The organism is Niveispirillum sp. CC-CTL257 (assembly GCF_059489915.1).
In genome coordinates this window covers 932,449-958,090 of the sequence record NZ_JCAJXE010000001.1, presented here as the reverse complement: position 1 = coordinate 958,090, position 25,642 = coordinate 932,449, and the positions used below count along the sequence as shown (strand labels likewise).

At 63.2% G+C, this 25,642-nt stretch carries 25 protein-coding genes; 11 read left to right on the top strand and 14 right to left on the bottom strand.

Annotation, left to right across the window (positions count from 1 at the left end):
• Positions 1-172 precede the first annotated feature (172 nt).
• The gene (locus tag ABC729_RS04655; RefSeq protein ID WP_495606479.1) at positions 173-3,043 is read left to right on the top strand and encodes a TonB-dependent receptor; all 2,871 of its coding nucleotides are present in this window, start codon (positions 173-175) and stop codon (positions 3,041-3,043) included.
• 78 nt (positions 3,044-3,121) lie between these two features.
• On the top strand, positions 3,122-4,258 hold the full coding sequence (locus tag ABC729_RS04650) for an aldose epimerase family protein (protein ID WP_495606478.1): 1,137 nt from the start codon (positions 3,122-3,124) through the stop codon (positions 4,256-4,258).
• Here the strand turns inward: ABC729_RS04650 and ABC729_RS04645 are convergent.
• Entirely contained in the window at positions 4,255-5,751 is a 1,497-nt protein-coding gene (locus tag ABC729_RS04645) for a CYTH and CHAD domain-containing protein (protein WP_495606477.1), read from the bottom strand. The genes ABC729_RS04650 and ABC729_RS04645 overlap by 4 nt on opposite strands.
• Before the next feature lie 133 nt (positions 5,752-5,884).
• On the bottom strand, positions 5,885-6,421 hold the full coding sequence (locus tag ABC729_RS04640; protein WP_495606476.1) for a SixA phosphatase family protein: 537 nt from the start codon (positions 6,419-6,421) through the stop codon (positions 5,885-5,887).
• On the opposite strand from ABC729_RS04640, the gene ABC729_RS04635 reads away from it, so the two are divergent.
• Together ABC729_RS04635 and ABC729_RS04630 are read left to right on the top strand one after the other, a co-directional pair.
• Entirely contained in the window at positions 6,420-8,771 is a 2,352-nt protein-coding gene (locus ABC729_RS04635) for an RNA degradosome polyphosphate kinase (RefSeq protein ID WP_495606475.1), read from the top strand. The genes ABC729_RS04640 and ABC729_RS04635 overlap by 2 nt on opposite strands.
• A gap of 46 nt (positions 8,772-8,817) precedes the next feature.
• Positions 8,818-10,317 carry a Ppx/GppA phosphatase family protein gene (locus ABC729_RS04630; protein WP_495606474.1) on the top strand — a complete coding sequence of 500 codons (1,500 nt, stop codon included), beginning with the start codon at positions 8,818-8,820 and terminating at the stop codon, positions 10,315-10,317.
• Between the two features lie 9 nt (positions 10,318-10,326).
• On the opposite strand, the gene ABC729_RS04625 is transcribed toward ABC729_RS04630, so the two are convergent.
• From ABC729_RS04625 to flgB, 7 genes are all read right to left on the bottom strand, one after another.
• The gene (locus tag ABC729_RS04625; protein ID WP_495606473.1) at positions 10,327-12,507 is read right to left on the bottom strand and encodes a PAS domain-containing hybrid sensor histidine kinase/response regulator; all 2,181 of its coding nucleotides are present in this window, start codon (positions 12,505-12,507) and stop codon (positions 10,327-10,329) included.
• 84 nt (positions 12,508-12,591) lie between these two features.
• The gene (gene flhB / locus ABC729_RS04620; protein WP_495606472.1) at positions 12,592-13,671 is read right to left on the bottom strand and encodes a flagellar biosynthesis protein FlhB; all 1,080 of its coding nucleotides are present in this window, start codon (positions 13,669-13,671) and stop codon (positions 12,592-12,594) included.
• A 15-nt stretch (positions 13,672-13,686) separates the two neighbouring features.
• Positions 13,687-14,451 carry a flagellar biosynthetic protein FliR gene (fliR, locus tag ABC729_RS04615; RefSeq protein ID WP_495606471.1) on the bottom strand — a complete coding sequence of 255 codons (765 nt, stop codon included), beginning with the start codon at positions 14,449-14,451 and terminating at the stop codon, positions 13,687-13,689.
• Positions 14,451-14,744: a flagellar biosynthesis protein FliQ gene (fliQ, locus tag ABC729_RS04610; protein WP_054169560.1), complete on the bottom strand. Its 294-nt coding sequence runs from the start codon at positions 14,742-14,744 to the stop codon at positions 14,451-14,453. Before fliQ ends, fliR begins: the two co-directional genes overlap by 1 nt.
• Positions 14,745-14,765: 21 nt before the next feature.
• Positions 14,766-15,074: a flagellar hook-basal body complex protein FliE gene (gene fliE / locus ABC729_RS04605; RefSeq protein ID WP_495606470.1), complete on the bottom strand. Its 309-nt coding sequence runs from the start codon at positions 15,072-15,074 to the stop codon at positions 14,766-14,768.
• A gap of 34 nt (positions 15,075-15,108) precedes the next feature.
• Positions 15,109-15,522: a flagellar basal body rod protein FlgC gene (gene flgC, locus ABC729_RS04600; RefSeq protein WP_495606469.1), complete on the bottom strand. Its 414-nt coding sequence runs from the start codon at positions 15,520-15,522 to the stop codon at positions 15,109-15,111.
• Positions 15,523-15,557: 35 nt separating this feature from the next.
• Positions 15,558-15,962, bottom strand: coding sequence for a flagellar basal body rod protein FlgB (flgB, locus tag ABC729_RS04595; RefSeq protein WP_495606468.1), 405 nt, complete (start codon positions 15,960-15,962; stop codon positions 15,558-15,560).
• A gap of 294 nt (positions 15,963-16,256) precedes the next feature.
• Here flgB and ABC729_RS04590 point away from each other — a divergent pair, with 294 nt between their 5' ends.
• Genes ABC729_RS04590 through fliP form a run of 4 tightly spaced genes read left to right on the top strand, consistent with a single transcriptional unit; the run spans position 16,257 to position 18,051 of the window.
• Positions 16,257-16,631, top strand: a complete 375-nt coding sequence (locus ABC729_RS04590) for an EscU/YscU/HrcU family type III secretion system export apparatus switch protein (RefSeq protein WP_495606467.1) — start codon at positions 16,257-16,259, stop codon at positions 16,629-16,631.
• A complete protein-coding gene (locus ABC729_RS04585; protein ID WP_495606466.1) occupies positions 16,628-16,975 on the top strand; it encodes a hypothetical protein in 348 nt (115 codons plus the stop codon). Before ABC729_RS04590 ends, ABC729_RS04585 begins: the two co-directional genes overlap by 4 nt.
• Entirely contained in the window at positions 16,976-17,296 is a 321-nt protein-coding gene (locus tag ABC729_RS04580; RefSeq protein WP_495606465.1) for a flagellar biosynthetic protein FliO, read from the top strand.
• Positions 17,296-18,051 carry a flagellar type III secretion system pore protein FliP gene (fliP, locus tag ABC729_RS04575; protein ID WP_495608640.1) on the top strand — a complete coding sequence of 252 codons (756 nt, stop codon included), beginning with the start codon at positions 17,296-17,298 and terminating at the stop codon, positions 18,049-18,051. The genes ABC729_RS04580 and fliP overlap by 1 nt, the downstream gene beginning before the upstream one ends.
• 20 nt (positions 18,052-18,071) lie before the next feature.
• Here the strand turns inward: fliP and ABC729_RS04570 are convergent, their stop codons facing one another.
• Complete coding sequence (locus ABC729_RS04570; protein ID WP_495606464.1) at positions 18,072-18,920, bottom strand: AAA family ATPase; 849 nt, start codon at positions 18,918-18,920, stop codon at positions 18,072-18,074.
• A gap of 99 nt (positions 18,921-19,019) precedes the next feature.
• On the opposite strand from ABC729_RS04570, the gene ABC729_RS04565 reads away from it, so the two are divergent.
• Positions 19,020-19,208, top strand: a complete 189-nt coding sequence (locus ABC729_RS04565; protein WP_495606463.1) for a hypothetical protein — start codon at positions 19,020-19,022, stop codon at positions 19,206-19,208.
• Positions 19,209-19,210: 2 nt separating this feature from the next.
• On the opposite strand, the gene ABC729_RS04560 is transcribed toward ABC729_RS04565, so the two are convergent.
• The 4 genes from ABC729_RS04560 to recA form a co-directional block, all read right to left on the bottom strand.
• Positions 19,211-19,438 (bottom strand): DUF2283 domain-containing protein, encoded by a 228-nt coding sequence (locus tag ABC729_RS04560; RefSeq protein ID WP_292906315.1) that lies wholly within the window; start codon positions 19,436-19,438, stop codon positions 19,211-19,213.
• Positions 19,435-19,701, bottom strand: a complete 267-nt coding sequence (locus tag ABC729_RS04555; protein WP_495606462.1) for a hypothetical protein — start codon at positions 19,699-19,701, stop codon at positions 19,435-19,437. The genes ABC729_RS04560 and ABC729_RS04555 overlap by 4 nt, the downstream gene beginning before the upstream one ends.
• Positions 19,702-19,716: 15 nt before the next feature.
• Positions 19,717-22,392, bottom strand: a complete 2,676-nt coding sequence (gene alaS / locus ABC729_RS04550; protein ID WP_495606461.1) for an alanine--tRNA ligase — start codon at positions 22,390-22,392, stop codon at positions 19,717-19,719.
• Positions 22,393-22,656: 264 nt separating this feature from the next.
• On the bottom strand, positions 22,657-23,733 hold the full coding sequence (gene recA, locus ABC729_RS04545; RefSeq protein WP_495606460.1) for a recombinase RecA: 1,077 nt from the start codon (positions 23,731-23,733) through the stop codon (positions 22,657-22,659).
• Positions 23,734-23,961: 228 nt separating this feature from the next.
• Here recA and ABC729_RS04540 point away from each other — a divergent pair, with 228 nt between their 5' ends.
• Entirely contained in the window at positions 23,962-24,303 is a 342-nt protein-coding gene (locus ABC729_RS04540) for a hypothetical protein (RefSeq protein WP_495606459.1), read from the top strand.
• A complete protein-coding gene (locus tag ABC729_RS04535; RefSeq protein WP_495606458.1) occupies positions 24,297-25,634 on the top strand; it encodes a tetratricopeptide repeat protein in 1,338 nt (445 codons plus the stop codon). Before ABC729_RS04540 ends, ABC729_RS04535 begins: the two co-directional genes overlap by 7 nt.
• Positions 25,635-25,642 lie beyond the last annotated feature (8 nt).

The window sequence follows — 25,642 nt, the reverse complement described above, 5'->3', positions numbered from 1 at the left end:
GAACGAAGTTTGTTCGGCTTCCTGTTTCCCACCGCTTGCGTTCCGTTTCAAACCATGCATAGTTTCTTATGACACCGGTGACAATTGGCAAGCGAAATCGCCTGTCGCTGGTGCAAAAAGGGGATGAACGGTGCGGCAAAGCATCGAGGCCCCGAACAGGAGGAGGAATCCCATGTCCCGTATCCATCGTGGCCTTCGCCGCGCAATCCCTTGTGGTGTCTCCGCTTTTGCCCTGTCGCTGGCGGTTTCCGCCGGCATCGCGCAGGCCCAGCAAGCCCCGGCCCAGACCGACAGCGGCGCGGTGCTGGAGGAGATTGTGGTTACCGGTTTCCGCGCCAGCCTTGCCAACTCGCTGAACATCAAGCGCAATGAGGCCGGCGTCGTTGACGCGATCAGTGCCGAGGATATCGCTGACTTCCCCGATACCAATCTGGCCGAAAGCATTCAGCGCATCCCCGGCGTTTCCATCGACCGCGACGCCGGCGAGGGCCGGTCACTGACGGTGCGCGGCCTGTCATCAGAATTCACCCGCACCCGCATCAATGGCATTGAGGCGCAGGCCACCACTGGTGCCACCGACAGCTCTGGCGGCACCAATCGTGGCCGCGGCTTCGACTTCAATGTTTTCGCATCCGAACTGTTCAACAATATCACGGTGCGCAAGACGGCGTCGGCTGAGGTTGAGGAAGGCTCGCTGGGTGCCACGGTCGATCTGAAAACCTCGCGCCCCTTCGATTTCAATGGCTTCACCGCCGCCGCCTCTGCCCAGGCCGGCTATAATGATCTGTCGGAAAAAGTGGACCCGCGCGGTGCGGTCCTGTTGTCCAACACATGGCTGGATGATCAGGTGGGTGCCCTGCTGTCGGTCGCCTATTCGGAGCGCGACCTGCTGGAAGAAGGGTTCAGCTCCGTGCGCTGGGGCCCCGCCAATGGCGATAACGGCTTCCAGAATCCGGCCGCCCTGCCCGGCGGGGCTTCTTCTGCTGGCGGTGTCTTCCACCCGCGCATCCCGCGCTATGGCCGTCTGGTCCATAATCAGGAACGCACCGGTGCTACCCTGTCCTTGCAGGCCAAGCCGAGCGAGGGCAACACCACCGTCAGCTTCGACGTGCTCTATTCCAAGCTGGACAGCACGCGTCAGGAAAACTTCCTGGAAGCCTGGTCGCTCAGCCGCAATGCCTCGCAGGGCGGTAAGCCCGAAGTGGACATTGTCCAGGCTGTGGTTGATCCGCAGACAGGCGAAATGGTCTATGCCAAGCTGGATGACATGGACATCCGGTCTGAACAGCGCTTCGACGTGCTGAAGACCGAGTTCACGCAATACACGCTGAACGTGGATCATGAATTCAGCGAGACGGTGCGCGGCAGCGTGACGGGTGGCCGGGCCAAGTCGAAATTCGACAATCCGGTCCAGACAACGGTCCTCATGGACCGGCAGAATACCGATGGCTACAGCTGGGATTTCCGCGAGAATTCGAACCTGCCGCTTATCGATTACGGGTTTGATGTCACCAACCCGTCCAGCTGGACGTTCACCGGCCCGACCGGTGCCAATCCAAGGTCGGAAATCCGCATGAACCCGACCTTCCAGACCAATACCTACGACACGGCCCAGGGTGATCTGGCCTGGGATATCAGCGAGACGTTCAGCGCCAAGGGCGGCGTCAACTGGAAGCGGTTCAAGTCCGACGCCCAGGCCTTCGCCCGTCCGTCCGCCACCAGTAATGTCGCCCCCGCCCTGCCCGCCGGCACCACTCTGGCCAGCGTGACCAAGCTGCTGACCGGCTTTGGCAAGGGTCTGAACCTGCCCACCGGCACGCCGACCAGCTGGCTGGTCCCCGATTTGGCTGCGTTTGAGCGTGTTTTCAACATCAACTGCAACTGCGATACCGGCATTGCGGGTGGCGATTTCCGCAGCCTGGGACTGGAGAACAGCGCTACCCTGGCCAACTGGCGGAGTGTGAAGGAAGAATCCCTGGGCTTCTGGGCGCAGGTCGACTGGAATACCGAACTGGGCGACATGCCGTTCCGCGGCAATGTTGGCGTGCGTCAGGTGAAGACGGACGTCACCGCCACCGGCTATTCCTTCATCAACAACGCTACCCGGCCCGTGACCGGCAAGAACAGCTACAAAGACACCCTGCCCTCCATCAACATGTCGCTGGAACCGGTGGACGACGTGATTCTGCGCGCTGCCGCCGCGAAGGTGCTGTCGCGGCCGCCTGTCACCAACCTGACGCCGGTCTTCACCCTGTCGGCGCTGAACGCGCCGAACCCCAGCGCATCGCTGGGCAATGTCACGCTGGAGCCGTACCGCGCCGATACGGCGGACCTGTCGCTTGAATGGTACTTCGCGCCGGAATCGCTGATCTCCGTCGCTTATTTCTACAAGGACATCTCCACCTTCGTGCAGACCACCCAGCAGACGCTGACCTATGCGCAGTTGACCGCCATGAATGCCGAGGCATTCCCGGCTGGCGGTGGGCGCGACCCCAACCTGACCTATGTGTTCAGCACGCCGACCAACACGCCGGGCGGCCCGCTGAAAGGCTTTGAAGTCAGCTTCCAGGCGCCGTTCAGCTTCCTGCCGGAAGGGTTCGACAATCTGGGTGTGCAGGCCAACTACACCCATGTGTCGTCGAAGATTGACTATTGCTCGACCTCGGCCTGCAACGCCTATGTCACGGCGGATCTGGTCAATCTGTCGCCCGACGCCTGGAACGGCACGCTCTATTACGATGACGGGGAGAAGTTCAACGCCCGCATCTCCGTCGCCTACCGGTCCGGCTATTATCAGCAGGTGCCGGCGGCCAATGCCGGTACACGTGGCATCGTGGCCATCGGCAAGTCCGCGACGACCACGTTCGACGCCTCGGCCTCCTATAACGTGACCGAGAATTTCTCAGTGTCGTTTGAGGCGCTGAACCTGACGGATGAGGCCAACCGCCAGTATCATGGCGAGTTGGATGGCGTCCGTAACTCCACCTACGTTTATCACCATACGGGCCGTCAGTTCTATCTGGGCGCCCGTTACAAGCTATAAGCTGATTGGTTCAAGGGGGGCCGGGATGCACGCCGCTTCCCGGCCCCTTTTCCATTGGATTTGGGGACCGTTTCGTCCATGACCATCATTCTGTCCCGCCGCGCCCTTCTCTCCTCCCTGGCTGCCTTGCCGCTGGCCGGGTGCGCCACGCGCATGTCGGGACGCCCCGGCGTGACGGAGCAGGTGTTCGGGCGGATGCCGGACGGATCACCGGTCACGCTCTACACCCTGGCCAACGGAACGGGTTCCAGCCTGCGCGTTATGACCTATGGCGCCGCCGTCACCAACCTTGTCATGCCGGACAAGACGGGGAATTTCGCCGATATCGTCCTGGGCCTGGATGATTTCGAGAGCTACCGCACCAAGTCCCGCAATTTCGGCACGCTGGTCGGCCGTTACGCCGGGCGCATCGGCAATGGCCGCTTTCCGCTGGATGGGCGGGAGGTGGTGCTGGAGACGGGCGGGTCGAAACATTCCGTCCATGGCGGACCGGTCGGCTTCGCCAAGCGCAACTGGCAAGGCCAGATCCTGGATGGTGCCGCCGTCCGCATGACCCTGCTGTCGGCGGATGGGGATCAGGGGTTCCCCGGCGAACTGGGCATCAGCGTCATCTATAGCCTGACGCCGGATAACCGCTTCTGCCTGGAGATCGAGGCGCTGACCACCCGGCCCACGGTCGTGAACCCCACCCATCACGGCTATTTCAACCTGTCGGGCGTGCCGGGATCGCTGGTCCATGATCACCTGCTGACCCTGGAGGCTGACAGCTTCACCGCCTTCGGACCTGACAAGATGGTGACGGGTGAAATCCGCCCCTTGGCGGGCACAGCACTGGATTTCCGCACGCCCAAGCCCATTGGCCACGATATCGCCTCCACCGAAGAACAGATGCGTATAGGCGGCGGTTACGATCACTGCTTCGTGATCCGTGCCCCGCATGGCGGCAAGCCCCGCAAGGCCGTCCGCCTGGACCATCCCGGCAGCGGGCGCACAATGGAACTCTGGACCACTGAACCGGGCGTGCAGCTATTCACCGCTAATGCCGTGGACATGGTCGGTCGCGGGGGGGCCGTCTACAAGCCGCATTGCGGCGTCTGCCTGGAACCCCAGCATTTCCAGAACAGCCCCAACCAGCCCGGCTTTCCGGGCACGGTGCTGAGACCGGGGCAGCGGTTCCGGTCCCGTAGCGAGTATCGGTTCGGTATCGAGCGCTAGGCCGCCACCGCTGCCATCACATCTGCCGCCAGGAACGCCGTCCACAAAGCCGGCAGCGGTTTCAAGGCGGCAGCCGTCCGCTTGCGCAGGGCGTCAGCGGCGGCTGTCTGTTCAATCTTATCCAACAAACCCACCGCGTTCATGTCATCCGCCACCTGCTTCAAAGGTGCGCGCAGGGCATCCACGGCGCGCTGCAGCGGCTCCACCCGTTCGGCGGGCCAGACGGCACGGCAGAAATCCAGATCATAGCGCAGTTTGCGCAGGCGCTTGTGGGCCTTGACGGCGGTGGCGACGTCACCCGGCAACCCAACTGCCCGCAACGCGTCCAGGCGCAGGCGCAGCATGTCGCCGGCGATTTCCGACAGGGTGGTACCGAACGGGCAGCCATGGGGCTGCCGCGCCCAGTCGCCGGCCTCCAGCCATGCCGCAAACTCAAGCTGCCAGCCTGTCCATTCCGGCGAGGCCAGCAGCCGCATGGCCTTGTCCAGCGCCTTGGCCCGGGCCGCCGAAACCGGCCCGACGGCGCCCTTGCGCGCCTCCGGCGGCAACTCGGTCAGGGCCATGGCCAGCTTCTGCCAGTCACGCGCCTTTTCCAGCTTGCGGCCCAGCGCCTTCAACTGGTCCCGCAGGGCATCGCCCTGGTCGGTATGGATCAGGTCGGCGAACAGGCCATAGGCCGTGATCAGCCGCCGCACCGCCGACGCCATTTCACGCAGGGCCGCCGGATCGCCCATGCCCTCCGTAAAGGCTGGCTGATTGTCCAGAAGATGGGCCAGACCATTGCGCCCAATATGCCGGAACGCCTCCATCACGGTGGTGATGGGCGTTATGCCCAGGGGCCGTACCGGATGGGCGCGCGGCTGCGCCCCGGTCAGCAGGGCCAGACCCAGGTCGGCCTTGCTGCGCGTGGACAGGCGCAGCGGCACGCGGGCATGGATATCGGCTGCCAGCCGGAACAGGTCCGCCACCTCCCCCTGTTTCAGTTCCAGTTCCACCTCGCTGATCGTGTGGCGGGCGGCGGGCTGACCATCGGGCGACATAACCATTGCCTGGCCCAGATCCAGCGCCAGTTCCACCCGCCCCTCATCCCCGGCGCGCAGCAGCAGGATGGTGCGCTGCACATCGGTGGTGAAGAGCGGAGAGAGATTGCCCAGCGCATCCGGCGGGATCAGTTCCGACAGGTCACCCTGGCGCAGCAGGCTGGTATCCAGCCCGTCACCGGCCACATCCCAGCGCCATTCACGGCGGACGGCGATGCCGGCACCATCCCCGCCCTCGCCCGACGACAGGGTCTTGACCGACTGTTCGCGCTTCATCCCCTGCCGACGCAGGCGCAGGGCAAGACCGCGCTTGGCCAGCGCCAGACCGGGCGTGTCGTAATAGGCCGTGTGCTGACGCGCGGGTTCGGCCTGCGTGACCAGTCGGTCACGCACCAGGGCCAAGGCCGCGATACGGGGCAGGTCCGCCGCATCGGCCAGTAGTTTGATTTCCACCTCCCGCTCCGGGCGGGGAATGCGGGGGGCCTTGGGCTTTGCGTTCAAGGGGGCTCGCGCGTCGGTTCCGTCAGGGAAGTCCCCCTTCACATACCGCAGTGCGGCATGGGACGGAAGGGGCAATGACCTTCGGTTACCGTTCTTCCAGATCGCGCGGCCGCGTGAAGCCAGACAGGGTACAGCTTCCCCATGTCAGATCCCGCCAATTCATCCCATCCGGCAGGGTGATTTCTACAAAGGAGCAGGTGGGCAGCTTGGTCGCCAGGGACTGACGCAGTCCTGCATCCCCCAGGCCACACAGGTCACGGGCCAGAAGCTGGAAATCGGGATTGTGGCCCACGAACAGGGCCGCCTCCACCTGTTCCGGCAGGGCCTTCACCCGGTCCAGCAGCAACTCCTCCCCACACAGATAAATCGACCGGTCAAAGCTGGTGGGCGGCAGGTCCGTGCCCCAGGCAGCCGCCACAATCTCCAGCGTGGCACGCGCCCGCACCGCCGTGGAACAGACGACAAGGTCGGGACGGGGCGGCCCACCCTTGCGCGCGGTCCAATAATTCGCCATCGTCGCGGCGGCGCGATGGCCCCGCGCGCTCAACGGCCGGTCATGATCGGCCAGGCGCGGGTCATCCCAGTCCGATTTGGCGTGCCGCAGCAGATAGAGTGTCTTCATGACGACCCATGGCAAGGATGGCGGAACTGGAACAGCAGGGCAGCGTCGCCGCCCGCGCGGGACCCGTGTACCCAAAACCGTCACAGAAGCAACATATACTGCCGCCGCCCCGCAGGACCAGAAGGACGAGATCGCCGTGACCGCCGCCCCCGATACGCTGCCGACCGCCGCACAGCCCGATGCCTTGCTGGCCGACACGCTGATCGCCAATGCGCTGATCCCGTCCAAAAGCGGCATTGATGCTGACAGCCCCGAACGGTTCATCAACCGTGAACTGTCCTGGCTGGCCTTCAACCAGCGTGTGCTGGAAGAGGCGTACAATAACCAGCATCCACTGCTGGAACGGCTGCGGTTTCTGTCCATTTCGGCCAGCAACCTGGATGAATTCTACACAGTCCGCGTCGCGGGCCTGAAGGCGCAGGTCGCGGCCAAGGTCGCCACCCCATCCGACGACAACCTTACCCCGGCGCAGCAGCTGGCCGCCATCAATTACCGGGTGACGGAGGTGATGCGCGACCAGCAGGTGTGCTGGCTGATGCTGCGCAAGCTGCTGCGCACCAACGGCATCGCCGTCGTCGATCCTGACGAATTGACCGCGTCGGAGCATGACTGGCTGGAAGCCCGCTTCATTGACGAGATTTTCCCCGTCCTGACCCCCATCGCGGTCGATCCGGCCCACCCGTTCCCCTTCCTGCCCTCCAGCGGCTTCGCGCTGGCCCTGCAATTGTTCGATCCGCAGAAGGGGACGAACCTGGACGCGCTGGTCCTGCTGCCAACGCAATTGGAGCGGTTCATCCGCTTGCCGGGCAATGAGACGCGCTATGTCCTGCTGGAACAGGTGGTCCTGACCTTCATCTCCCGCCTGTTCCCGCCTTTCGTCCTGAAGGGCCATGGCGTGTTCCGCGTGCTGCGCGACAGCGAAATGGAGATTGAGGAAGAGGCGGAAGATCTGGTTCGCACCTTTGAGTCAGCCTTGAAGCGGCGCAAGCGCGGCAGCGTCATCCGGCTGGCCGTGAATGCCGGCATGTCGAAGGAGCTGCGCGCCTTCCTGGTCGATGAACTGAACGTTTCCAATGACGATGTGTTCGTGCTGGATGGGCTGATCGGGCTGGCTGATACCAAGCAGATCATCGGCGATGACCGGCCCGACCTGCTGTTCCCGCCCTATAATGCCCGTTTCCCCGAACGTATCCGTGATTTCGGTGGCGATTGCTTTGCCGCCATCCGGCAGAAGGACATTGTCGTCCACCACCCGTTCGAAAGCTTCGACGTGGTGGTGCAGTTCCTGCGTCAGGCTGCTGCCGACCCGAACGTGCTCGCCATCAAGCAGACCCTCTACCGCACCTCCAAGAACAGCCCCATCGTGGCCGCCCTCATCGACGCCGCCGAGCAGGGCAAGTCGGTGACGGCGTTGGTGGAGCTGAAGGCGCGGTTCGATGAAGAGGCCAATATCCGCTGGGCCCGCGACATGGAACGCGCCGGCGTGCAGGTGGTCTATGGCTTCGTGGACCTGAAGACCCATGCCAAGGTGTCGCTGGTCGTCCGCCGCGAAAGCCATGGGCTGCGCACCTATGTGCATTTCGGCACCGGCAATTACCACCCGATCACGGCCAAGGTTTACACCGACCTGTCCTTCTTCACCTGCGACGTGGCACTGGGCCATGACGCGGCCCACATGTTCAATTACATGACCGGTTACGCCACGCCCAAGGCGCTGGAGAAAATCTCCATCGCGCCCATCACCCTGCGCCAGCGTCTGGTCGAACTGATCGACGCGGAAATCGCGCATGCCCATGCCGGCCGCCCCGCCCAGATCTGGGTGAAGCTGAACAGCCTTGTCGATGCCAAGCTGATCGACAAGCTGTATGAGGCATCGCAGAACGGCGTGAAGATCGAGTTGGTGATCCGTGGCATCTGCTGTCTGCGCCCTGGCGTGCCGGGCCTGTCGGAGAATATCCATGTGAAGTCGATCGTGGGCCGGTTCCTGGAACATGGCCGCGTCATCTGTTTCGGCAACGGCCATGGCCTGCCCTCGCGGCAGGCGAAGATTTTCATCTCGTCCGCCGACTGGATGCCCCGCAACCTGGATCGCCGCATCGAAACCCTGGTGCCCATCGAAAACCCGACGGTGCATCAGCAGGTGCTGGACCAGATCATGGTCGCCAACCTCAAGGACAATACGCAGAGCTGGGTCCTGCAACCCGACGCGACATACCGCCGCGTGGAGGCTTGCCTCGAAAGCTTTAACGCCCATACCTATTTCATGACCAACCCCAGCCTTTCGGGCCGGGGCAGTGCCACGACGGAGGCGCGTCTGCCGCCGAAACTGGTGTTGAGCAATTTCCCGTAACCCGGCATTCTCACCGATGTTGTCACTGAAAGCGGATCACCCGAACGTGGATCACGCCCATGCCGACGACCGTCTCGCGGTCATCGATGTCGGTTCCAATTCGATGCGTTGCGTCGTCTATGAGAAGCTGACCCGGTCGCCCGTCGCCCTTTTCAATGAAAAGGTGCTGCCTAGCCTGGGCAAAACGGTGGAACGGACGGGCAAGCTTAACCCCGACGGCGTCGTGCTGGCATTGGATAATCTTGTCCGGTTCCGCCGCCTGCTGGAAGGCATGCAGGTCCGTCGCGTCGATGTGCTGGCCACGGCGGCTGTCCGTGATGCCGCCGACGGGGCCGATTTCGTCGCCGAGATCACGCGCCGCACCGGCTTTCACGTCGATGTCCTGTCCGGTGAGGAAGAGGCGCGGCTGGCCGCACTGGGTGTGCTGTCCGGTGCCCCCAATGCCGAAGGGCTGGCCGGTGACCTGGGCGGCGGCAGTCTGGAACTGGTGCTGCTGGAAAAGGGGGAGATCGGGGCGCAGGTGACCACGCCTTTGGGTCCGCTGCGCCTGCTGGAGGCGACGGAGGGCAAGCCCGGCCCCGCCGCCAAGCTGATCGATCAGCATCTGTCCAAGCTGGATTGGCTGGCCCGCGGTAAAGGCCGCACCTATTACCCGGTCGGCGGCGCCTGGCGCGCGCTGGCCAAGATGCATCTGGAACAGGTGAACCACCCCCTGCACATCATCCATCAATATAGTGTGGATGGTGCCGCCATGGCGGAGTTCGCGGGCGCCGTGGCCCGTGCCGGACGCAGCAACCTGGAAAAGATGCAGGGCGTATCAAAGCGCCGCCTGGACACCTTGCCACTGGCCGCCCTGGTCATGGAACGGGTGCTGAAGGCGGTGCAGCCATCCCGCGTCACCTTCTCCGCCTATGGCCTGCGCGAAGGGCATCTTTACGATCTGCTGAATGCGCCGGAAAAGCGGCAGGACCCGCTGATCACGGCGTGCGAGGATGTGGCCGAACGCATTGGCCGTTTCGGCCATGCCGAAATCCTGACCGGCTGGACCGCGCCGCTGTTTGTGGGGGAAGACCCGACGGCCCGGCGTCTGCGTCAGGCGGCCTGTCTGCTGTCCGATCTGGGCTGGGCCGAACATCCCGATTACCGCGCCGAACATGCCTTCCTGCGTATCCTGCGCATGCCGTTCGCGGGCGTGGACCATGCCGAACGCGCCTTCCTGGCGACGGCCGTCCATGTCCGCTATGCTGGCACCTTGGACAGTCCCATCCTGGCGCCGGCCCGTGGCCTGCTGAAGGAAGGGGCGCTGACGCGGGCCTATATTGTCGGTCTTGCCCTTCGCCTCGCCCATACGCTGACTGGTGGTGCGGCAACCCTGTTGCAGCGGACATTGTTGCGTCTGGGTGATCAGAAACTGACCCTGTTCCTGCCCGAAGACGCCGCCATGCTGACGGGCGACAGCGTCCAGCGCCGGCTGGACGCACTGGCCAAGGCGCTGAACCGGACGGGTGAGGTCAGCGTACAGGCTGGACCGAAACTGGCCCGGTGAGGCAATCCCTCACTGCTCCATGACCTCCTTCACCTTGCCGGCCAGCTGTTTCAGGCTGAAAGGCTTGGGCAGGAACTCCACCACCTCCCCGCCGCCGACGGAACTGCGGAACCGCTCTTCGGCATAGCCGGAGATGAAGATCACCTTCACATCGGGCATGAACTCCCGCACCGCGCGGATCATGGCCGGGCCGTCCAGTTGCGGCATCACCACATCAGTGACGATCAGGTCCACCTCGGGCCGGTCGGGACGGCGCAGCAGGTCCAGCGCCGCCTCCCCACTTTTGGCCTCCACCACCTCATACCCTTTGTTGCGAAGGGCGCGGGCGGAGAAGACGCGGACGGCGTCCTCATCCTCCACCAGCAGGATACGGCCCGTCCCGGTCAGGTCGGCGCTGCCCTTTTCGCCCTTATCCAGGGTGGCGGCCTGCACGCCCTCTTCTTGGTAACGCGGCAGGTAGATGGAGAATTTGGCACCATCGCCGGGCGCACTGTCGACGAACACAAACCCACCCGTCTGCCGCACGATACCATAGACTGTGGACAGGCCCAGCCCCGTGCCGGACCCCAGTTCCTTGGTGGAAAAGAACGGTTCGAAGATGCGTTGCAGGTTCTCAGCCGGGATGCCGACACCGGTATCGATCACCTCGATCACCACATAATCGCCAGGCGGCATCGTCTCCGTCGCCCGCTGCACCGGGTTGATGACGTTCAGGTTCGAGGTGACGACTGTCAGGCGGCCGCCCGTCTCCGCCATGGCGTCGCGGGCATTGACGCAGAGATTGATGATCACCTGCTCCAGCTGCCCCTGGTCGACCTTGACCAGTCCCAGGTCGCGGCCATGCAGCATCTTCAGTTCGATATTCTCACCGATCAGCCGGCGCAGCAGGTTCGACAGTTCTGCCAGGACATCGGTGACCGAAAGAACACGCGGCTGCAAGGTCTGCTGCCGGGAGAAGGCCAGCAACTGACGCACCAGATTGGCCGCGCGGTTGGCATTCTGCTTGATCTGCATGATGTCAGTGAAGGAATGGTCGCCCGGCTTGTGCCGCAGCAGCAGCAGGTCACAGAAGCCGATCATCGCCGTCAGCAGATTGTTGAAATCATGCGCCACGCCACCGGCCAGCTGCCCGATGGCCTGCATCTTCTGTGACTGGACGAACTGCGCCTCCAGGTTCTTCTGATTGGTCATGTCGACCATGTGCAGAACAACGCCGGCGGCGGGCGCGCCATCGTCCCGGCGGGCATAAAGATGCACAATCGGGCCATGGGCCCCGCGCAGCTGCGCCTCATGCGCGGGGCCACCTTCGCCCCCGTCGCGGATGGCGGACAGGCGCTGCTGAATGGCCGTCCGCTGATCCCGCTTGAACAGGTTGACCACAGGGCGACCCTGGGCGTCGTCCCGCGACAGGCCGGACAGGGCCAAGACGGTATCGTTGCATTCCGCCAGCCGCAGATCGGCATCAATCAAGGCAATGCCGATGGGCGCATAGTCAAAGAAACGGCGAAACCGCTCCTCAATCCGGGCCAGATCGCAGCGCAGCCGCTCAATCTCCGCCAGATCCGCTGCCGGAACTGTTGGGGGCGGCGTCTGCACCACAGGGGCAGATGCTGTCTCCAGGGGCGGAACCTGCCAGACAGAACATCCGGGAATGCCATCTAGCGGTCGCGCCGTCACACGAAACCGGCGACCATCAGCAAAGCTGATTTCTGCATCCCCGTCCAGTCCGCGCTCCACCGCTGCCAGCAAGCGCTTGATCTCCAGGGGCGCCAGGCCGGTTCCCGCCGCAGCACCCAGCGCCGACAGGGGCGGTTGTGTTCCCGGTTGCGCCAGATCACGAAAAGCCGGGTTGTAATGCAGGGATCGTCCATCGCTGCCCACAATCACCATCGGCACGGGGGCCGCCTCCAGCGCGCGGGCCAGCAGGTGGCGCCGCTCCTCCACCCCGCCTGCCCGTTCCGCCACGGTACGGACCAGCATGATCGCCGCAAAGGCCAGAACCCCGCCCCCCAGCCATACCGCCACGCCCCCCCGCAGACCGGCGGCCCATTCCGCCGGCGGCGGTCCATCCAGCCGGGCCAGCCAGACCATGGCGGCAACACCGGCCAACACCATCACCAGCGCCCAGAGACCGGCGGCGCGCGCGGTCGGGTTCAGGCCGGAACGGGCGACGGGGGTGGATTTGCGCATGGGAACACCGGTCGTGTCTGTCGGCGGGCCATCATTCTACACGAAGGGGAATGTCAGACGCGACAAACAGTTAGGGGGCTTGCCTCACCGGGGGATGGGCTTGCGCTTCATCTTGAAGACGTAGGAGATGATTTCCGCCACGGCCTTGTAATGGTCGGTGGGGATTTCCTCATTCACCTCTGCCGTGGCATAGAGCGCGCGAGCCAGGGCGGGGTTGGTGATCAATGGCACGTCATGCTCCTCCGCGATTTCGCGGATGCGCATGGCCAGATGATCCACGCCCTTGGCCACAACCGTCGGCGCACCCATGACGGAGGGATCATATTTCAGCGCCACAGCATAGTGCGTAGGGTTGGTCACCACCACGTCGGCGGTGGGGATATTACCCATCATGCGGTTGCGGGCGCGTTCCATACGCAGTTGCCGGATCTTGCCCTTGATCAGCGGATCACCTTCCGCCTGCTTGAACTCTTCCTTGATCTCCTGCTTCGTCATGCGCATCTGCTTCATGAACGTATAGCGCTGATAAATATAGTCGGCGCCCGCCAGCGTCAGCAGAACCAGAATAACGGCGAAGATGATCTTGGCGGCCAGATGCTGCGTCTCCTTCACAATGTCGATGATCGCCATCGAGATGAAGTGATCGACCGAATCCCAAAGTGGTCGCAGCATGACGTAGACGACGATGGAAACAATCACCAGCTTGGCCAGCGATTTCAGAAACTCCACCAGATTCTTCATCGAGAATTTCTGGGCCAACGCCGGCAAGGGATTCAGGCGGTTCAAATCGAACTGCATGAATTTCTCGGTCGTCACCAGAAAGCCGACCTGCACGATGGAGGCGGTGACACCGGCAATCAGCAGAATGACCAGCGGCACCACCATGGAGATCAAGGTGCTGGTGATCAGGTCGGTGAAAACCGTGGTCAAGGCCCCGCCATCCATGATGATGGCGTGCGGTTGCTCAATGAACGGTGTGATTGATGCCGTTATTCGCCCGAATGACCAGGGCAGCACCATCAGGATCAGCACCAGCGAGGCGCTGAGCACGAACAGGTGGGTGAATTCCTGCGACTTCGGGACTTGGCCTTTTTCGCGCGCGTCCTGAAGCCGTTTACCAGTAGGTTCTTCTGTTTTGCTGTCATCATCCTGGTCTTCAGCCATGGCGAGCCCTCCCCGTCACAGCTGCAGGATATTGACAAGCTGACCCTCGAACCGGGTCAGCCAGAAGGTCATCAGGGCCGTCAGGCTGAGGCCAAGCAGCATCAGGCCCAGCACGATCTGGATTGGCGCACCGACAAAGAACACCTGGATCTGTGGCACCATGCGGGAGATCAGACCAAGCCCCAGATAGAACAGCAGCCCGATCACCGTGAAAGGCGCCGAAAGCTGCATGCCGATCAGAAAACTGTCGGCCAGCACGCGGGTCAGATGCTGTGCCACATCGCCAATGGGTAGCCATTGCCCCGGTTGAAACAGAGAGTAGCTGTCCACCACAGCCAGCAGCAGCATGTGATGCATATCGGTGGCAAAAATCAGCATCAGGGCCAGCACGCCGAGGATAGAAGATATCGCGTTTCCGGGCGATGACATGGCCGGGTTAAAGGCCTGTGCCGCTGACAATCCCACTTGATTGGCGATCAGCATACCCGCCGTTTCCAGCGCCGACATCAGCATACGGGTGATGGTTCCCAGAAAGATACCGATCATCGCCTCGGCGATGATCAGCAAGGTCAGATCAGCCGGGCTGGTCGGCGGTTTGGGCATGATTGGCAGCAGGATCGGCAGCAAAATAAACGAAACCGCCAGCGCGAACAGCAGGCGGATACGCGGCGACACGAACTGTTCGCCATAGCCGGGCATGATCAGGAAGGCGGAACCCAGCCGCACAAAAATCATCAGAAAAGCATAGACGGACCCGCCCAGGATCGCATCCAGCGACATCAGCCATCGTCCCCGTTATCGACGCCTGTCCCCACCGCGATGATCCGGTCCATGATCCGCTCGGTAAAAACCTTCAGATGCCCGTTCATGAAGGGCAGCAGAAACACCATGGCCGTGAACAGGATCAGGATCTTCGGCACGAAGGTCAGCGTCTGTTCCTGCAACTGCGTCAGCGCCTGGAACAGGGAAATAGCAAGGCCGACCACCAGTGCGATCAGCATCAGCGGCAAGCTGACGATGATCGTGGTGAACAGCGCATCGCGCACAATCTCGATGGCCTCGGCCTCATTCATGATGATAGGTCCGGCCTGCCGTCACATCGGCATGCGCAGGATTTCCTGATAGGCGGAAATCACCTTGTCGCGCACATTGACCACCGCCTGCAAGGTCACTTCGGCATTGGTGACGGCGTTGACCACATCGGCCAGATCGGCCTTGCCCAACACGCCCTTGGCCGTCATCTCCTCGCCCTTGTGCATGGTCTGGATGGATTGCCCCACGGCACTTTCCAGCATGTCACCAAAGGACGGCCCCTCCGTCGGGCCGGACCGGGAAGGCGCGCTGAGACCGCGGGTGGCGGCACTGGCATAGGCGGCGGCGGCACCGCTGAAGGGAATGGCCATGGCTCTGTCTCTTCCGTCCGGGGGATGGGGTTAATCAGTTGGAACGCAGCAGGTCGATGGTACGCATGATCATGGAACGGGTGGCGTCCAGCGTGTTCAGGTTCGCCTCGTATGAACGCTGCGCCTCGCGCATGTCCATGCTTTCCACCAGCGAATTGACATTGGGCAGCAGCACATAGCCGTCGGCATCAGCTGAGGGGTGACCGGGATCATAGCGGCGTTGGAAGTCGCTGCGGTCCACATCAATCTTCTTGACCTTGACCAGATCGGTTTCCATCTGCTTGTCCAGCGCGTTCTGGAACATCACCACCTTGCGGCGGTACGGCAGATCGCCCGGCGACGGGGCCGTGGAATTGGCATTGGCCAGGTTTTCGGCAATGACGCGCAGGCGGGTACCCTGCACCTTCATGCCGGCGGCCGATGCCGCCATCGAATTCATCAGATCCATATTCCGGTCCCCCTAACAGCCAGCAGCGGCGCGTCTTAACGCGGCGGCGTCATCGCGGTTTTCAGCATGCCAACCTGCTTGCGGTACAGGTTGGTGACGGTCTGGTACTCCATGGCGTTCTGGCCGACCTTCATCATCTGTTCTTCCAGAACCACGGCGTTGCCGGCGGGCGCGGTTTCATACGGGCTGCGTTCCTGCCCATCCTTGAAACCGGTCTTCGACACGATGGTGCCCGACAGATGACCATTCTCCCCACCCGCCAGCGGCATACGGGCCGTTTCGCGCAGCTGCTTCTTGAAGTCGAACTGCACCAGATCATGGGGACGGAATTCCGGCGTATCGGCGTTGGAGATGTTCTTGGACAGAACCTCCTGCCGTTGATTGTGCCAGGCCATCTTGTCCGACATCAGGCGGAATATGCCGCTATCCTTCAGATCCATGGCGATACCCTTCTTCCATCCTTGCCCATGAAGGCACCTGACAGGCACCTTCTCCAGACCAAATTTAATGCAATTTCCGCGCCATTTTTGGCTGTTTGGGTGGGCTTTCGGCCACCGCGCCCGCCTTTTGCGGGGACGAAACCACAGGGCCGGGGGCGGCCCAGCGGTTTTCATTCCCAACATAGCGCAAGTGCGACGCCAAGGAACGTGAAATCGCATGCGCGAAGCCGGCTCGCACAGGACAATCGCATCTGCTAAGATGCTTTCTGCCGCAAGGGTGGTTTCGCGCCCGGAATGGCACATCCGACAAGGGCCACGCCGTTGCCTCCACCCACTGAAAGCCCCCCGCCCGCCCCCGCCCGCCGACAGGTGGCCGTGGCCCTGCGGCATGAACGGGGCGACCCGAACCTGCCACGTATTGTGGCCAGCGGGCATGGCGCGGTGGCCGAACAGATCCTGGAACTGGCCTTTGCCCATGGCGTGAAGGTGCGCACCGATGCCGACCTTGCGGAAATTCTTGCCGCCGTCGATGTGGAAAGTGAAATTCCCATTGAAGCCATTGCCGCCGTGGCGGAAATCCTTGCCCATGTTTACCGCGCCAATGGCACGCTGAACGAACGCGCGGGTGAACTTGACCTGAAGCCCCTGGATCGGCCGACAACGCCATGACCAACAATCCCACCATCCCCACCCTGCCCGCCCCCGACGATATCGGTCAGACGCTGGACAGTCTGCTGTCCCTGCTGACCCAGGGCGACAAGACCCTGGGCGAAGGGGAGATGGTTGATCTCTATGGTCTGGAGCGGGAGGTGAAGCCCATCTTGGACACGATCCTGGCCCTGCCCCCACCGCAGGCGCGATCCCTGCTGCCGAAACTGGAACAGGTAATGGCGGCGCTGGATCAGGTGGCGGGAACCCTGGAACGCGTGCATGGCGACAAGCTGGGCGGGCGGGAAACGCATGCCACCCGCATGCGCGCCGCCCAGGCCTACCGCACCGGCAAGGATATGTGAATGGACGCGGCCAATTATCTGCGGCTGATCCTGGCGCTGGGCGTTGTCCTGGCGCTGATCGCGGTTTTCGCGCTGCTGCTGCGCCGTTACGGCCCCGCCGCCGGGCTGGCGGTCCGCCGGAAAGGTGATAAAAGGCTGAGCGTGGTGGAGGTGATGGCACTGGACGCGCGCCGCCGGCTGGTGCTGGTGCGGCGTGACGGGGTGGAACATCTGCTGCTGCTGGGGATTGGGGAGGACCGGGTGGTGGAGACGGGGATTATTCCGCCGGGGGATTTCAAGACGGCCCTGGATCGCCAGGAACATGCGGGGGCCGCATCATGATGGCGCATCTGTTGATGCTGATCCGCCGTACCCTCCTGCCCCTGCTGGGCCTGTTGCTGCTGTCGGTGGGGCCGGCGGCGGCGCAAAGCCTGTCGCTTGACCTGGGTGATCAGGGGGCCAGCGGCACAGGCCGCATCATTCAGTTCGTAATGCTGCTGACGGTGCTGTCGCTGGCACCCAGCATCCTGATCATGATGACCTGCTTCGTGCGCATCACCATCGTGCTCAGCTTCCTGCGGTCGGCCCTTGGCACCATGCAGGTGCCGCCCAATCAGGTGCTGGTCAGTCTGGCCATGTTCCTGACCTTCTTCATCATGGCACCGACGCTCCAGGCCTCCTATGAACGCGGCCTGCGCCCGCTGATCAATGAAGAGATCGACGAGATCACCGCCTTCAAGCGGGCGGTCGAGCCGTTCCACGCCTTCATGACCCGGCATGTGCGCGAACGTGACCTGCAGCTTTTCATGGATATGTCCAAGACAGCTCCGGTGGCCAAGCCGGAGGATGTGCCGATCCATGTGCTGATCCCCGCCTTCATGCTGTCGGAACTGAAGCGCAGCTTTGAGATCGGGTTCCTGGTGTTTGTACCGTTCCTGGTGATCGACATGGTGGTGTCGTCGGTGCTGATGGCCATGGGCATGATGATGCTGCCACCAGCGATGATCTCACTGCCGTTCAAACTGATCTTCTTTGTGCTGATCGATGGCTGGTACCTGATCGTCGGATCGCTGGTGCAGAGTTTCGGGGAGATATAGCCTCCCCAAACTCCAAAGCCTCAGCCGTTGTTCCGCCGCGCCAAGAAGGCCAGACGTTCGAACAGGTGGACATCCTGCTCGTTCTTCAGCAAGGCCCCGTGCAGCGGCGGGATAAGCTTCTTGGGATCGCGCTGACGCAGCGTCTCTGGCGACACATCCTCCACCAGCAACAGGCGGATCCAGTCCAGCAGCTCCGACGTGCTGGGCTTCTTTTTCAGGCCGGGCACGTCGCGCACTTCATAAAACAGGGTCAGGGCATCGCGCAGCAGTTCGGCCTTCAGGTCGGGGAAATGCACCTCCACGATCCGGGCCATCGTGTCGGCATCGGGGAAGCGGATATAGTGGAAGAAGCAGCGGCGCAGAAAGGCGTCGGGCAGTTCCTTCTCATTGTTGGACGTGATGATGACCACGGGACGCTTGGCCGCCTTGATGGTCTCCCCCGTCTCGTAGACGAAGAATTCCATACGGTCGAGTTCCTGCAACAGGTCGTTGGGGAACTCGATATCGGCCTTGTCGATCTCGTCAATCAGCAGGACCGGCGGCTCGTCGGCCTCAAACGCGTTCCAGAGCGGGCCTTTGCGGATATAGTTCTTGATGTCCTTGACGCGCGGGTCGCCCAGCTGGCTGTCGCGCAGGCGGGAGACGGCGTCATACTCGTAAAGTCCCTGCTGCGCCTTGGTCGTGGATTTTACATGCCAGGACAGCAGCGATCGACCCAAGGCCTTCGCCACCTCCTGCGCCAGTACCGTCTTGCCGGTACCGGGCTCCCCCTTCACCAACAGCGGGCGCTGTAAGGTAATGGCAGCATTGACGGCGACGCGAAGGTCATCGGTGGCGACGTAATCCTGGGTGCCTTGGAAACGGGTCATGGTCTCTGCTGCGCTGGGGCCATTGGGTTTGCGCAGCATCATTGCCGGAACGATCCGGAATGGCTACCCTGAAAACACCGTTACGCGGAGGTCCTGAACATGCGGCAGGTACTGAACGACGTTACCCCCGAACAAATGCCCGAAATTTTCCAACGGCTTGGCATCCAACCGGGCCAGCGCTTGCGCATCACACTGGAGACGCTGGACGAGGATGTCACCCTGCCAGGGGACGAGGAAGAAGAGGCAGCGGCCTTCGATTGGGCGCTGGACGAGGTGGAGCGGGCGTGAGGTCAGGCCGCCACGCGCGAATAGTTCTGCAACAACGCCAGGGCCTCGGCAATCACGTCGGCGTGCTGGCTGGCGAACTGGATGTCGTAGCCGACGGGTTCTCCATCCGCACCCAAGTCGATGATCACATCCCGTGCGTCATCATAACGCTGACGAACCGAAGCGCCGGGACGGATTTTGACATAGAGGCTGTCGGTCGACTGATCGTAGGAGACGGCATTGCTGCTCATGGCCTGAACTCCTCATCAATATAGTAGGTATGGACAGTGCGGCCATCGGTCAGCGTAATGACGCTGAGATAGGCACCCAGTTCCCGAACCAAGCCCCAATATCGCACACGGCCATTGGGTTGCGCCAGCCTGCGCACTGGCCTTTCAAGTACCGACACAACCATATCCGGGGTTATGGCGCGCCGTTCAGCACGGGCCATCACCTCGAACGCACAATAGCGCGTGCGCCAGAAGGGTGGCGGTGGAAAGCTTGTCGGTTCCACCGCCACCACCTTTCCTCAACCGGCCAGTGCGGCCTCCACCGCCGCGATGGCGTCGGCGGCCTTGTCGCCGTCGGGGCCGCCGGCCTGGGCCATGTCGGGGCGGCCGCCGCCGCCCTTGCCGCCGAGCGCCGCCGCCGCGACGCGAACCAGATCGACAGCGCTAGCCTTGCCCACCGCATCCTCGGTGACGCCGACCACGACCGACGCCTTGCCGTCGGCCACGGCGATGGCGACGACGACGCCAGTGCCAACCTGCTTCTTCAGTTCATCGGCAAAGGGCTTCAGGTCCTTGGCCGGCAGGTCGGCGACGACGCGGCCGATGAAGCCCAGGCCGTTGATCTGCTTCACTTCCGAGGCACCGCCGGAACCGCCGCCACCCAGCGCCACCTGACGGCGCAGGTCGGCCAGTTCCTTTTCCATCTTGCGGCGTTCGTCCAGCAGGCTTGTGACCTTGGCGACCACGTCGCCCGCCGGCACCTTCAGCGCCTGGGCGGCATCCAGCAGACGGCCTTCCTGCTGTTCCAGATAGGCCAGCGCGCCGGCACCGGTCAGCGCCTCGATCCGGCGGATGCCGGCGGCGACGGCCCCTTCGGACACGATCTTGAACAGGCCGATATCGCCGGTGCGGCGGACATGGGTGCCGCCGCACAATTCGACGGAGAATTCCTTGTTCCCGGCCTCGTCCACACCGCCCATGGAGACGACGCGCACCTCCTCGCCATACTTCTCCCCGAACAGGGCCATAGCGCCGACGGCGATGGCGGCATCGGGGGTCATCAGGCGGGTGGTGACCTCGCTATTGCCACGGATGCGGGCATTCACCGCTGCCTCAACATCGGCCACATCATTGGCGGCCAAGGGCGTGGGCTGTGAAATGTCGAAACGCAGACGGTCGGCGGAGACCAGCGACCCCTTCTGCGTGACATGGTCACCCAGACGGCGGCGCAGCGCCTCATGCAACAGGTGGGTGGCGCTGTGATTGGCGCGGATGGCGCCACGGCGGCTGCCATCGACCTTCAGTTCGACCGCATCGCCAACAGCCAGCGTGCCCTTGGTCACCGTGCCAACATGGGCGAAGACCGCGCCCAGCTTCTTCTGCACATCGCGGACCGTAACCTCGGCCCCCTTGGCGGAAATCATGATACCGGCATCGCCGACCTGACCGCCGCTTTCGCCATAGAATGGGGTCTGGTTGACGACGACCAGCACTTCCGAACCCTCAGCCGCACTGGTGACGCGGTTGCCTTCCTTGTCCAGGATGGCGGTCACCGCACCCTCGGCGGCCTCGGTATCATAGCCCAGGAACTCGGTCACCCCGACCTCGTCCTTCAGTTCGAACCAGACGCGTTCCGTCGCGGCCTCGCCCGACCCGGCCCAGGCGGCGCGCGCCTTCTTGCGCTGTTCTTCCATGGCGGCGTTGAAGCCGTCCACATCGACCGGACGGTTGCGGGTGCGCAGCACGTCCTGGGTCAGGTCCAGCGGGAAGCCGTAGGTGTCGTAAAGCGTGAAGGCGACATTGCCGGGCAATGCCTGACCTTCGGCCAGAGGGGCCTCCGCCTCGTCCAGCAGCTTCAACCCACGGTCCAGCGTTTGCTTAAAGCGGGTTTCTTCCAGGCGCAGCGTTTCGGTGATCAGTGCCTGAGCGCGCACCAGTTCGGCATAATGGCCGCCCATTTCGCGCACCAGGGCCGGCACCAGACGGTGCATCACGGGATCCTTGGCACCCAGCATATGGGCATGACGCATGGCGCGACGCATAATGCGGCGCAGAACATAGCCACGCCCTTCATTCGACGGCATGACGCCATCGGCGATCAGGAAGGAGCAGGAGCGCAGATGGTCGGCGATGACGCGGTGCGAGGTGGCCTGCGGCCCCTTCAACGACGCGCCCGTCGCCTCCGCCGAGGCTTCCAGCAGCCCCTGGAACAGGTCGATATCGTAATTATCGTGGACGCCCTGCATGACGGCGGCCAGACGCTCCATGCCCATGCCGGTATCGATCGACGGCTTGGGCAGGGGTACGCGTTCATACCCACCATCCTTGGACGGCAGCTGTTCATACTGCATGAACACGAGATTCCAGATCTCGATGAAACGGTCGCCATCCTGATCCGGGCTGCCCGGCGGGCCACCGGCGATCTTGTCGCCGTGATCGTAGAAGATTTCCGAGCAGGGGCCGCAAGGGCCGGTATCGCCCATCATCCAGAAATTGTCCGACGTCGGGATGCGGATGATGCGGTCATCCGGCAGGCCCGCGATCTTCTTCCAGAGGTCAAACGCCTCGTCATCATTATGGAAGACGGTGGTCGTCAGCTTGGACGGGGAGATGCCGAATTCCTTGGTGATCAGGTTCCAGGCCAGCTCAATCGCGTCGGCCTTGAAATAATCGCCGAAGGAGAAGTTCCCCAGCATCTCAAAGAAAGTGTGATGGCGCGCCGTGAAGCCGACATTGTCCAGGTCATTATGCTTGCCGCCCGCGCGGACGCATTTCTGCGAGGTGGTGGCGCGGTTATAAGGGCGCAGTTCCTGGCCCGTGAAGACGTTCTTGAACTGCACCATGCCGGCATTCGTGAACATCAGCGTCGGGTCGTTGCGCGGGACCAGCGGCGAGCTGTCGACAATGGCGTGGCCGTTCTTCCCGAAATAGTCGAGGAAGGTGGAACGGATTTCGTTGACGGTCTTCTTGGACATGGGATGACGGCCTGGCAGCTGCTTGGGTCGCGACGATATGGGGTGTGGGTTTTACCGTGGCCAGTGCCGCCCTGTCCATGCCCGCCTGCCCATGGGGGCCATGTCGGGGGGCAAAAAACGGTCCGCCAGCGGCCAGATGCAACATCGTGCAACACAAAAACAGGGTGTGTTGCACGGACTATCGGGATCGAAGCACCCCAAAAAGCAAAAGGGAGGCGGTTTCCCGCCTCCCTTGCTGAACGTGCATTGACATGCGGTCCGGTATTATTCCGGGCTGGATGCGTCGCCATCGGCCTCCGGCGTGCCCATCATGGCGCCTGCCACGATGCCGGCATTCGCACGGATCTTCTGTTCGATGCTGTCGGCCACGGCCTGATTGGTGCGCAGAAAGGTCTTGGCGTTTTCACGACCCTGACCGATGCGCTGCCCGTCATAGGAGAACCACGAACCCGACTTGTCCACCACACCGGCCTGGATGCCAAGATCGAGCAGTTCGCCGACCTTGGACACGCCCTCGCCATACATGATGTCGAATTCGACGACGCGGAAAGGCGGCGCCATCTTGTTCTTCACCACCTTCACGCGGGTCTGGTTGCCGGTCACCGTCTCCCGGTCCTTGATGGCGCCGATGCGGCGGATATCCAGGCGGACGGAGGCGTAGAATTTCAACGCGTTGCCGCCCGTCGTGGTTTCCGGGTTGCCGAACATCACGCCGATCTTCAGGCGGATCTGGTTGATGAAGATCACCAGACAGCGCGACTTGGAAATGGAGCTGGTCAGCTTGCGCAGCGCCTGGCTCATCAGGCGGGCATGCAGGCCGACATGGCTGTCGCCCATTTCGCCTTCCAGTTCGGCGCGCGGCACCAGGGCCGCAACCGAGTCCACCACCAGCACGTCGATGGCACCGGAGCGCACCAGCGTATCGGCGATTTCCAGCGCCTGTTCACCGGCATCGGGCTGCGAAATCAGCAGTTCGTCCACATCCACGCCCAGCTTGCGGGCATAAGAAGGGTCCAGCGCATGTTCGGCGTCAACGAAGGCGCAGACGCCGCCATTCTTCTGTGCCTGGGCGATGGCGTGCAGGGCCAGCGTGGTCTTGCCCGAGCTTTCCGGCCCGTAGATTTCAATGATGCGGCCGCGCGGGAAACCGCCGATGCCCAGCGCGATATCGAGGCCGAGAGAGCCGGTGGAAACCACCTCCGTCTCCGAGATCGCCTCTTTGGCGCCGAGCTTCATGATGGAGCCCTTGCCGAACGCGCGTTCGATCTGGCCAAGAGCCGCATCCAGAGCTTTTTGTTTGTCCATGGGTGTTTCAACCAGACGGAGTGGAGCTGCCGACATTATTGTCCCCTTCCTTCTCGCACGGATGTGCATGCCCGTTCAACTGCACCTGTTGTACATTTTTTGTTCTCATCCGCCAAGCGCAAATGTTCTCACTATGTTCACTTTTTACCATCCCGTTTCCAAGGAGAGAATGGGGAGCAATACGAACATGAACAAAGTTCACATGCGAAACGGCAGGGAATCCCGTATGATGTACCTCTTCATGGCCGTCCAACGGTGCGCATCATGATCATCAAGAACGGGAATCGCGGGCTGTTCTGTCTGGCCCTGCTGGCACTGGCACTGTTCTGCCCCCCGGCAGAGGCCCAGAATGCCGATCCGGCGGCACAGGCCAGGAACCCAGACAGCCCGCCCATGGAACAGGAAGTGATCGTCACAGGCCGACGCAACGGCGAGCCGGATTTTCAGGAGCAGCAGGAATTCCATTATGAGGAATACCGCCGCCTGAAAGCCATCTATGATCCCGATCCCCTTCCCGTCATCCGCAGCGACCGTCTGGTCCGCATGCCGGAGGCGATCAGCAGCACGGTCCAGGGCAAACCGACCCTGACGGAGAAACAATGGTAAGCGTGGCGGATCTGGTTCGTGCAGCCGAAGCGGCGGAAGTCCGGAACGACGGGGCCGCGGCCCTGGCGGCGTGGCGACAGGTCCTGAACACCGATCCCGGCCATGTGGTGGCGCTGCTGACCCTGGGCGACGCCGCGCGCCGGACAGGAGACCTGGGCGAAGCCGAAACCCTTCTGTCACGGGCGGTGACGCTTGCGCCGTCCCTGGTGCCCGCGCGTTGCGCCTTGGCCAATCTGTTGCTGCATACGGGGCGGGAGGCCGAGGCCGGCGCGCATCTGACCATCGCCCAGGAACAGGGGCCGCAGCACGCCTATGTCTGGCGCGATACGGGCCTGTGGCGGCGGGTAACCGGCGACGCGGCGGGTGCCCTGTCGGCGTTCGAGCGCTGTTTGTCGATCACGCCGGACGATGCATCGGCAAAGCTGGGCCGCGCCCTGACCCTGCTGCGCCTGGGCCGCTGGGACGAGGGGTTCCGGGAATATCATCACCGCTGGTCGGTGTCCGCCCGCCCGCCCCGGCACCGCAACCTTCCGCCCTGGCGGGGTGAGGATATCAGGGGCCGCCGCCTGCTGGTCTGGGATGAACAGGGAGCCGGCGACACCATCATGTGTGCGCGGCTGGTGCGCGCCCTGATGGAGGCGGGGGCGGAGGTAATGCTGGAGGTGCCGGACACCCTGACGCCCCTGTTCGCCGATGGCCGGCACGGGACCGTCGTGGCCCGCGACCATGCCCTGCCCCCCGTCGATATGCAGGTCCCCCTGTTGGACTTGCCGGGCATACTGGGCCTGACGCCGGCCACGATTCCCTGGAACGGCCCCTACATCAATGTGGATGCGGCCCTTTCGGCACGTTGGGCAGATGCCCTGCCCCGCCGGTCGGGGCGGATGCGCATCGGGTTCAGCTGGGCCGGCAATCCTGCCCATCCCGGCGATTTCTGGCGTTCGCCAGGCCTTGCCAGCCTGCTGCCGCTGCTGTCGCGGACGGGCGCGGACTGGTACGCGTTGCAGGTGGCCAGCGGGCGGCGGGAAATGACGGTCACCCCCCTGCCCGGCCATGTCACCGACCTGGGCGAACGCATTGCCGGCTGGGCCGACACAGCGGCGATCCTGCCGCATCTGGACCTGCTGATCACACCGGACAGCGCGCTGGCCCATCTAGCCGGGGCCATGGGCCGGCCTGTCTGGACCCTGATCGCCACCGATACGGACTGGCGCTGGCTGGACCAGGGGACGAAGACGGCATGGTATCCGTCCATGCGCCTGTTCCGGCAGCAGCACTGTGGCGACTGGGCGGGGCTGCTGTCGCGCGTCGCTGTGGCGTTGCCGGCTTGATCGCGGCG

Bases quoted from the DNA above. Each gene is read 5' to 3' on its own strand.
- ABC729_RS04655 (WP_495606479.1), top strand. From the start codon at position 173: ATGTCCCGTATCCATCGTGGCCTTCGCCGCGCAATCCCTTGTGGTGTC.
- ABC729_RS04650 (WP_495606478.1), top strand. From the start codon at position 3,122: ATGACCATCATTCTGTCCCGCCGCGCCCTTCTCTCCTCCCTGGCTGCC.
- ABC729_RS04635 (WP_495606475.1), top strand. From the start codon at position 6,420: ATGACGACCCATGGCAAGGATGGCGGAACTGGAACAGCAGGGCAGCGT.
- ABC729_RS04640 (WP_495606476.1), bottom strand. From the start codon at position 6,421: ATGAAGACACTCTATCTGCTGCGGCACGCCAAATCGGACTGGGATGAC.
- ABC729_RS04625 (WP_495606473.1), bottom strand. From the start codon at position 12,507: ATGCGCAAATCCACCCCCGTCGCCCGTTCCGGCCTGAACCCGACCGCG.
- flhB (WP_495606472.1), bottom strand. From the start codon at position 13,671: ATGGCTGAAGACCAGGATGATGACAGCAAAACAGAAGAACCTACTGGT.
- fliR (WP_495606471.1), bottom strand. From the start codon at position 14,451: ATGTCGCTGGATGCGATCCTGGGCGGGTCCGTCTATGCTTTTCTGATG.
- fliQ (WP_054169560.1), bottom strand. From the start codon at position 14,744: ATGAATGAGGCCGAGGCCATCGAGATTGTGCGCGATGCGCTGTTCACC.
- fliE (WP_495606470.1), bottom strand. From the start codon at position 15,074: ATGGCCATTCCCTTCAGCGGTGCCGCCGCCGCCTATGCCAGTGCCGCC.
- flgC (WP_495606469.1), bottom strand. From the start codon at position 15,522: ATGGATCTGATGAATTCGATGGCGGCATCGGCCGCCGGCATGAAGGTG.
- flgB (WP_495606468.1), bottom strand. From the start codon at position 15,962: ATGGATCTGAAGGATAGCGGCATATTCCGCCTGATGTCGGACAAGATG.
- ABC729_RS04590 (WP_495606467.1), top strand. From the start codon at position 16,257: ATGGCACATCCGACAAGGGCCACGCCGTTGCCTCCACCCACTGAAAGC.
- ABC729_RS04585 (WP_495606466.1), top strand. From the start codon at position 16,628: ATGACCAACAATCCCACCATCCCCACCCTGCCCGCCCCCGACGATATC.
- ABC729_RS04580 (WP_495606465.1), top strand. From the start codon at position 16,976: ATGGACGCGGCCAATTATCTGCGGCTGATCCTGGCGCTGGGCGTTGTC.
- fliP (WP_495608640.1), top strand. From the start codon at position 17,296: ATGGCGCATCTGTTGATGCTGATCCGCCGTACCCTCCTGCCCCTGCTG.
- ABC729_RS04570 (WP_495606464.1), bottom strand. From the start codon at position 18,920: ATGACCCGTTTCCAAGGCACCCAGGATTACGTCGCCACCGATGACCTT.
- ABC729_RS04565 (WP_495606463.1), top strand. From the start codon at position 19,020: ATGCGGCAGGTACTGAACGACGTTACCCCCGAACAAATGCCCGAAATT.
- ABC729_RS04560 (WP_292906315.1), bottom strand. From the start codon at position 19,438: ATGAGCAGCAATGCCGTCTCCTACGATCAGTCGACCGACAGCCTCTAT.
- alaS (WP_495606461.1), bottom strand. From the start codon at position 22,392: ATGTCCAAGAAGACCGTCAACGAAATCCGTTCCACCTTCCTCGACTAT.
- recA (WP_495606460.1), bottom strand. From the start codon at position 23,733: ATGTCGGCAGCTCCACTCCGTCTGGTTGAAACACCCATGGACAAACAA.
- ABC729_RS04540 (WP_495606459.1), top strand. From the start codon at position 23,962: ATGATCATCAAGAACGGGAATCGCGGGCTGTTCTGTCTGGCCCTGCTG.
- ABC729_RS04535 (WP_495606458.1), top strand. From the start codon at position 24,297: ATGGTAAGCGTGGCGGATCTGGTTCGTGCAGCCGAAGCGGCGGAAGTC.